The sequence below is a fragment of the Sinorhizobium psoraleae genome, from assembly GCF_013283645.1.
GTDB lineage: Bacteria > Pseudomonadota > Alphaproteobacteria > Rhizobiales > Rhizobiaceae > Sinorhizobium > Sinorhizobium psoraleae.
In genome coordinates this window covers 1-1,093 of sequence record NZ_JABEKV010000047.1, presented here as the reverse complement: position 1 = coordinate 1,093, position 1,093 = coordinate 1, and the positions used below count along the sequence as shown (strand labels likewise).

At 62.5% G+C, this 1,093-nt stretch carries 1 protein-coding gene (cut by a window edge); it reads left to right on the top strand.

The genetic code is table 11. The annotated features are described in order from the left end of the window. Positions 1–996 carry the 3' portion of an IS66 family transposase gene (tnpC, locus tag ILFOPFJJ_RS34490; protein ID WP_173514858.1) on the top strand. Its footprint begins 657 nt before the window's first position, so only the last 996 of its 1,653 coding nucleotides appear in the window; its start codon lies off the left edge, out of view; the stop codon is at positions 994–996. Positions 997–1,093 lie beyond the last annotated feature (97 nt).

Genomic DNA, 1,093 nt, shown 5'->3' with positions numbered 1-1,093 from the left:
TCCGAACATATGCCGCTCAACCGGCAGGCCGAGGTCATGGCGCGACACGGGGTGCCGATCGACCGCACGGTCCTGGCCGATTGGATGGGGCGCACGGGCAGCGAAATCGCACCGGTGGTCGACCACATGGCAAAACGGCTGCTGTGGGAAAGCACGCGGCTCTATGTCGACGAGACCACGGCTCCGGTGTTGGATCCGGGGCGAGGCAAGACGAAGACCGGCTATCTCTGGGCCGTGTTGCGTGACGATCGCGGCTGGAATGGCTCCGCGCCGTCGGGCGTGGTGTTCCATTACCGGCCCGGGCGTACAGGCGAATATGCCGCTGAAATCCTCGACGGGTTCAACGGCACAATCCAGGTGGATGCCTACGGTGGTTACTCTCACCTCGCCACGTCGGACCGGATGGGTGGCGATCCCTTGAAGCTGGCTTTCTGTTGGGCGCACGGGCGCAGAAAGCTGATCAAGGCCACGCCAAAGAGTGGATCGCCCATCGTCGACGAGGCGCTGGTGCAGATCGCCGCGCTCTACAAGATCGAAGACAGTATCCGGGGCTCAGATCCCGGACATCGCCGGGCAGTTCGACAGGACCTGTCCCTCCCGCTGGTGGACGAGTTCTTCACCTGGCTGGCAGCGCAAGCCAAGCGCGTCTCACGCAAGTCTGACCTCGGAAAAGCCCTGGCCTATATGCTGACGCGGCAGGACGGCTTCCGGCTGTTTCTGGGCGACGGCCACGTCGATATCGACTCCAACCTGGTGGAAAACGCGATCCGCCGACCGGCCATGAACCGCCGCAATGCGCTCTTTGCGGGGCACGATGAAGGGGGCCGCAATTGGGCCCGGTTTGCCAGCCTGATCGGCACTTGTAAAATGAACGGCGTTGAGCCCTACGCCTATCTGTGCGACCTCTTCACCCGCCTCGCAAACGGCCACCTCGCCAAAGACATCGATGCCCTGATGCCATGGGCCTATGCCGCCCGCATCAAGGCCTTACAATGAGCTCGTCAGGTACTCTTCGGTGAGCTCATTTGACGGCCCGTAGATCAACCTCAGATCGCTGCAACTGAAAAAGCGATGGGGCGTGGACGTCGCATAC